General features: G+C 58.1%; 6 protein-coding genes. All 6 read left to right on the top strand.

Going from position 1 to position 6,658, the window contains the following annotated elements; translation table 11 throughout:
- Positions 1 to 171 precede the first annotated feature (171 nt).
- The 6 genes from FN633_RS01140 to FN633_RS01115 all read left to right on the top strand — a co-directional run bounded on the left by FN633_RS01140 (position 172) and on the right by FN633_RS01115 (position 6,655).
- Positions 172 to 2,934 carry a sigma-54-dependent transcriptional regulator gene (locus FN633_RS01140; protein ID WP_154056452.1) on the top strand — a complete coding sequence of 921 codons (2,763 nt, stop codon included), beginning with the start codon at positions 172 to 174 and terminating at the stop codon, positions 2,932 to 2,934.
- Positions 2,935 to 3,035: 101 nt separating this feature from the next.
- A complete protein-coding gene (locus tag FN633_RS01135; RefSeq protein ID WP_154056451.1) occupies positions 3,036 to 3,458 on the top strand; it encodes a PTS sugar transporter subunit IIA in 423 nt (140 codons plus the stop codon).
- A 15-nt stretch (positions 3,459 to 3,473) separates the two neighbouring features.
- Positions 3,474 to 3,944, top strand: coding sequence for a PTS sugar transporter subunit IIB (locus FN633_RS01130; protein WP_042395417.1), 471 nt, complete (start codon positions 3,474 to 3,476; stop codon positions 3,942 to 3,944).
- A 16-nt stretch (positions 3,945 to 3,960) separates the two neighbouring features.
- The gene (locus FN633_RS01125) at positions 3,961 to 4,740 is read left to right on the top strand and encodes a PTS mannose/fructose/sorbose/N-acetylgalactosamine transporter subunit IIC (protein WP_042395415.1); all 780 of its coding nucleotides are present in this window, start codon (positions 3,961 to 3,963) and stop codon (positions 4,738 to 4,740) included.
- Positions 4,718 to 5,566 (top strand): PTS system mannose/fructose/sorbose family transporter subunit IID, encoded by an 849-nt coding sequence (locus FN633_RS01120; protein ID WP_154056450.1) that lies wholly within the window; start codon positions 4,718 to 4,720, stop codon positions 5,564 to 5,566. The genes FN633_RS01125 and FN633_RS01120 overlap by 23 nt, the downstream gene beginning before the upstream one ends.
- A 27-nt stretch (positions 5,567 to 5,593) precedes the next feature.
- Positions 5,594 to 6,655, top strand: a complete 1,062-nt coding sequence (locus FN633_RS01115; protein WP_154058782.1) for an SIS domain-containing protein — start codon at positions 5,594 to 5,596, stop codon at positions 6,653 to 6,655.
- The last annotated feature ends 3 nt before the right edge of the window (positions 6,656 to 6,658 follow it).

Raw genomic sequence — 6,658 nt, 5'->3', positions numbered from 1 at the left:
TTGCCCGGCCTACGGTAGGCACGGTGTGGGTTTGTAGGCCCGGGTAAGCGAAGCGCCACCGGGCATTCTGTGCGCGTTGCCACAAAAGCGTAAACTCACGGTAGTTGCTTTCCCCTGCGGTCTCGGTTTGCGGGCATCATATCCGCAGAACGATGCGTTAAGGGGAAAGCAATGCGCGATGAATTACTGACGTTTTTGGCAAAGCAAACTGACTTTTTCGATCCGGAAAAGCTGAGCGAGGTGTTTACCGCCAGCTATCTGGCGCAGCGCTTTTCGCTGAAGAGAAATACCGCCAGCCACTATCTGAACCAGCTCGTTGCCCAGGGCGTATTGGTAAAGATCAACACCCGCCCGGTCTACTTTCTGCATAAAAAAACCTTCAGCCAGCAGTTCTTTCCCCTGGCCGCCAACGAGTATGACAGCGTAGCCCAGCTGCTCGGCGACGGCGGGCCCGAGCCGGAGCGGCCCGATCACTTTTCGTTGCTTATCGGTCACGATGAGAGCCTGAAAAAGCCCATTGAGCAGCTTAAAACCGCACTCTTTTATCCGGACGGTGGCCTGCCGCTGCTGATTACCGGCGACAGCGGCACGGGCAAAAGCTACATGGCCAATCTGATGCACGCGTTCGCCATCTCCGAGGGGCTGCTGGCGGACGATGCGCCTTTCATCAGCTTTAACTGCGCCCAGTACGCCAGCAACCCGGAGCTGCTGGCAGCTAACCTGTTTGGCTATGCCAAAGGCGCATTTACCGGAGCGCAGACGGATCGCCAGGGGGCCTTTGAGGCGGCCAACGACGGAATGCTCTTCCTCGACGAGGTGCACCGGCTCAACGCCGAAGGACAGGAGAAGCTCTTTACCTGGCTGGATCGCAAAGAGATCTACCGGGTCGGCGAGACGGCGCAGGGCCGCCCGGTTTCAACGAGGCTGGTTTTCGCCACCACCGAGGAGCTGCACAGCACCTTTTTAACCACCTTTTTGCGGCGTATTCCCATCCTGGTGACGCTGCCCGATCTGCAAAGCCGCTCCCGGCAGGAGAAGGAGGCCCTGATCCTGCTCTTTTTCTGGCAGGAGGCGAAAAAGCTGGCGGTGCGTCTGGCGTTAACTCCCCGGCTGATGCAGGTTCTGAACCACTTCGTCTATCGGGGCAACGTCGGCGAGCTGAAGAACGCCGTGAAGTACACGGTGGCGGCGTCGTGGGCCAAGCAGCGGGGCGGCGAGGAGCTGGTGGTGGGCATTCAGCATCTGCCGGAGAAGATTGCCGCGGCGATCCCCGCCTCTGGCGATGCGCTGGCGGTGGAGGAGAACCTGATCGTCGAACCGCAGACCAGCCTGGTGTGGCTTCTGCGCTCCCGGGATCCTACCCGAGGCGTGATCTACGACGCCCAGTGCCAGGTGCTGGCGCTCTACGAGCAGTGGATGAGCGGCCACGCGGACTGGGAAGAGGTACGTAAGCGCATGGGGGAGGCGATCGAGGGGCTTTTCGACCGGCTCATTTTCGATAATCGCGACGCCACCGACTCGCCGATGCTGCTCCTGACCACCCAGCAGGTGCGTGAGGAGTTCTACCGCCTGGAGAAGCAGTTCAACATTCAGTTTAACGGCAACTGCATCTACGCCCTGAGCCACTATCTGGTGCACCGCTCGCGGAGTACGCCCTCTCGCCTGAGCCAGGAGCGGATCCGCAGCCTTGACGACTTCCTCGCCCAGAAGTACCCGCTGCTCTACCGTTTTTGCCAGGCGATCATTACCGCGCTGGCGCAGAAGCTGGATATCGAACCGCAGCGGATCGATGCCCTGCTGCTGGTGCTGTGGCTGCATCAGTCCGGTGCCGTCAGCCAGCCGCACGTCACCCGCGCCGTGATCCTCGCCCACGGCTACGCCACCGCCAGCAGCATTGCTAACGTCGCCAATCGCCTGTTAAAAAATCACCTGTTTGAATCCTTTGATATGCCGCTGGACGTCACCCCAGAGGCCATTGCCCGCCAGGTGATGGAGTACATCGAGAGCAATACCCTGGCCTCGGGCGTTATCATCCTCGTCGACATGGGATCGCTCAACGCCATCCATCACCATTTCCAGCGCCGGGTCGCAACGCCGGTGGCGATTGTTAATAACGTCTCTACCAGCATGGCGCTCTACGTGGGCGAGCGGATTTTACGCGGCGATATGATTGAGGATATCGCCCGCGAGGTCAGCGGCGATCTGCCGGTTGAACATCAGATCTTCTGGCCGCAGGCAAACCGCCCCCGGGTGATCCTGACCACCTGCGTCACCGGCCTTGGCGCAGCAACCAATCTCTGCGCACTGCTGAAGGCCAGCATTCCGGAGACGTTAGGCATTGATGTCATCGCCTGCGACTACGACACGCTCAGCAACGGCCAGGAGAGTGCGCTGGCGTTTAATCGCTACGAGATGCTGGCCGTGGTCGGCACCTTCGACCCGCACCTGCCCGCCGTGCCGTGGATCTCGCTGGATTCGCTGATCGCCGGGGACGGCCACGCCCAGCTAATGCGTATCTTCGGTGATATTGCTACACCAGAGCAGATCGACGAGATCAACAATCTGCTGCTGAAGAATTTCTCTCTGCGGCGGGTGATTGAGTCGGTCACTATTCTCGACACCAGCAAGGTGCTTAACCAGGTGGAGCAGTTTGTCCTGCGCTACGAGCATCTGGCTGGCTGCCAGATCCCCAATGATCGCAAGGTGGCGCTCTACGTGCACATCAGCTGTCTGATAGAGCGGCTGATCCGTAACGCCTCGCCTGCCAGCTATGCGGGTCGGCAGTGTCCGGAAAGCGAGCTAGCCGATATTAAGCAGGCCTTTAGTGTCATTGAGAGCAGTTATAGTGTCAAAATCCCCGCTGTAGAACTTTGTTACATCCATAATATTCTCACCCTGGAAACGGAATTTATTCAGCAAGATCAAGAGTTTTAATCCTCACGCTCTCCTGTCGTGGCGCAATTTATCGTGCGCCACTTTTTCGTGGCACGCCGGTTGCAATATCACCGGTAGTGGAACGCATTTTCGAGGACAGGATGAAACGACACTACATATTTGCCAGCCATGGCACCCTTGCCCGGGGCGTGCTCGACTCTGTTGAGCTGATCCTCGGTAAACAGGCGGATATTTCGACGCTCTGCGCCTACGTTGAGGAGCAGCGGGATTTAACCGAGCAGGTCACGGAGTTAATGCAGCGGATCCCTGACGAAGAGGAGGTCGTGGTCATCACCGATATCTTCGCGGGCAGCGTAAATAACGAATTTGTTCGTTTTTTGCAGCGGCCCCGTTTCCATCTGGTGGCGGGCCTCAATCTGCCGCTGGTGATCGATCTACTTATTTCCAGCGACGAACCTGATACCGGCAAGCTTATCGAGGAGGCGTTAATAAGCTCCCGGGAGAGCATTCAATACTGTAACTACACCATCTCCAGCGCAATGCAGGCGGATAAAGATTTCTAAGAGGGAGGAAACAGGATGATTACGTTAGTGCGAGTTGACCATCGTTTATTGCACGGCCAGGTGGCGTTCTCATGGACGCAATATGTCGGCGCAGACTGCATTCTGATTGCCAACGACAGCGTCCCCAATGACGAGCTGCGTAAAACCACCATTAAGCTGGCTAAGCCGCCATCGGTGAAGCTGGTTATTAAGAATATCGCCGACTCAATAGAAGCCATTAAAAGCGGCGTTACCGATAAATATACGCTGTTTATCGTCGTGGAGTCGGTAGAAGACGCCTGGCGGTTGGCCCGTGAGATACCGGAAATAAAAAGTATCAACCTGGGCGGAATAAAGGCCAAAGAGGGCAGCAGAAATATCTCGAAGGCGGTCAATCTGCTGCCTGACGAAATAACCCGGCTCAATGAACTGGTGGGGCAGGGGGTGGAAATTGAGATCCGCCAGGTCCCCAACGATCGCAAGCAGCTCATAACGGAATGTTTGTAATTCCTGAGGATTAACTATGGTAGAGGCACTTTTACTCGGACTGGTGGCGTTTATCGCCCAGTCGGAATATGCCCTGGGCACCTCGTTAATATCCCGGCCCATTGTCACCGGCTTATTAACCGGGCTGGTGCTGGGTGATGTCCAGACGGGCATTATCATGGGCGCGACGCTGGAGCTGGCCTTTATCGGCTCCTTCTCTGTGGGCGCATCCATTCCGCCAGACGTCGTGACCGGCGGCGTGCTGGGCGTAGCGTTCGCCATCACCTCCGGCGCGGGGACCGAAACGGCGCTGCTGCTGGGGCTACCCATCGCCACCCTGACGCTGGTGTTAAAAAACGTCTATCTCGGGATGTTTATCCCAATGCTCAACCAGAAGGCGGATGCCTATGCCGATGAGGCCGACACCCGGGGCATAGAGCGGATGCACCTGATCGCCGGGTTTGGCCTGTCGCTGATGCTGGCCACGGTGGTGACCGTCTCCTTCCTGGTGGGCAGCAGCGCGGTGAAGTCCCTGCTGGACGCCATTCCAGAGTTTATTAAGCATGGCCTGAGCGTGGCGACGGGCATCATTCCGGCACTGGGCTTTGCCATGCTCGCCCGGCTGCTGATCAACAAAAAGGTCGCACCTTACTTTTTCCTCGGTTTTGTCCTGATGGCCTACCTGAAAATTCCGGTCACCGGCATTGCGATCCTCGGCGCTATCGTGGCCGTGATCATGGTCAACGTTACCGCCTTTACCACGCCACGCGCCACCACAGAGCAAGGAGTCAGCCATGACGACGAAGATGATTTCTGAAGAGACCCTGCCTGACGTGCAGGATGAGAAGATCATCACCGCCCGGGATCTGCGCCGCGTCTTTTGGCGCTCCTTCCAGATGGAGTTCTCCTGGAACTACGAGCGGCAGATGAACCTGGCCTTTGTCTACACCCTCATTCCGGTGCTGAAAAAGCTCTATCCGCAGAAAGAGGATCTCAGGATCGCCCTGAAGCGTCACCTGGTATTCTTTAACACCACGCCGCATATCGTCACCCTGCTGCTGGGTATTACCACGGCGATGGAGGAGAAGAACAGCCAGCAGAAAACCATTGATGCCGGGGCGATTGATAACGTGAAGGCGTCGCTGATGGGACCGCTGGCGGGATTAGGCGACTCCTTTTTCTGGGGAACGCTGCGCCTGATCGCAACGGGGATCGGCACCAGCCTGGCGCTGCAGGGCAGTATTCTCGGGCCGATCCTCTTTTTACTGGTGTTTAACGTTCCGCACATTCTGGTGCGCTGGTTCTTTACCCGCTGGGGCTACGTGCTCGGTACCGGGGTGCTTCAGCGCGTTCAGCAGAGCGGCATGATGGAGAGCCTGACCTACGGCGCATCAATAATGGGGCTGATGGTGGTGGGGGCGATGACCGCCTCGATGATCAACATCACTATCCCCATCAGCTTTGGCGCGGGAGAGGCGAAGACCGAGGTGCAGGACATTATCAACAACGTCATGCCCTGCCTGCTGCCGCTCATCAGCTTCGGCATTGTCTACTGGCTGCTGGGCCGCAGGGTAAAACCGCTCACCATCATCGGCGGGATGGCGCTGGTTGGCATTTTCGGCTCGTGGATTGGCCTGTTCTAACTGGAGAAACCTATGTTACCTACCATGATGTTACCAACCATGATGACCTATATCGAAGAGGAGCCCGCGGCGCTGGAAAACATCCTCCGCCAGCATCGGCACAGCCTGGCGGCAATCGAGGCCTTTGCCCGCGATCGCCCGGTGCAGCGCCTGCTGCTGCTGGCGACCGGCTCCTCGTTTAACGCCGCCCTCTGCGCACGGGACCTTTTTGAGCGGCGCTACGGCCTGCGGGTAGAGATCAAAGAGCCGTACAACTTTGTCCACTATGAAACCGTCGATCCGCACACCGATCTGGTGATTGCGGTTTCCCAGAGCGGCAAAAGCGCTTCAACGCTGGCGGCGATGGAGAAAGTGCAGGCGGCGGGGCTGCCGGTATTTGCCCTGACCTCGGATCCGCAAAGCCCCATCGGCCAGGGCAGTGATTACGTGCTGGATATTAATACCGGCATCGAGCAGGTGGGCTTCGTCACCCGGGGCTTCAGCGCCACGGTGCTGAACCTGCTGCTGATTGCACTTACCCTCGCCCGGGCGCAAAACCAGATTACGGATGAGGAGGCGCAGGTCACGCTGCATCAGCTCAGCCAGCTCGCCGCCGCCATTCCTCAGGCGATAGCCCAGACGGAGGCGTTTTTCGATCGCCATCAGGCCGCCTTACAAAGCGGGACGCGTTTTGTGGCCATCGGCTATGGGGCGCTGACCGGCGTGGCAAAAGAGTTTGAGACCAAGTTCACCGAAACGGTTCGCGTGCCGTCCAGCGGCTTTGAGCTGGAGGCCTACATGCACGGCCCCTATCTGGAGGCCAATGCCCAGCACGTGATGTTTTTTATTGAGGATGCGCCAGACAGACGCCTGCGGGCGCTGCGGGACTACATGGCTCCGGCGGTAAACCAGACCTTCCTGGTGACCCTGAGCGATGAGCAGGATCCCCAGACGCTGGCCCTCAACGTTCCGCTAGCGCACGACCTCGCCTCGCTGCTGCTGATCGTGCCGATGCAGGTGCTGGCCTGGCGTACGGCGTGTGTCAAAGGGATCGATCTGTCGGTGCGTATTTTTGATGACTTTGACCGCGTATTAAAAAGTAAGATCTAATTA

Origin of the sequence: Pseudescherichia vulneris (assembly GCF_902164725.1) — a bacterium.
Lineage (GTDB): Bacteria > Pseudomonadota > Gammaproteobacteria > Enterobacterales > Enterobacteriaceae > Pseudescherichia > Pseudescherichia vulneris.
The sequence above is the reverse complement of the archived record's forward strand: the minus strand, read 5'-3'. Positions and strand labels throughout refer to the sequence as shown.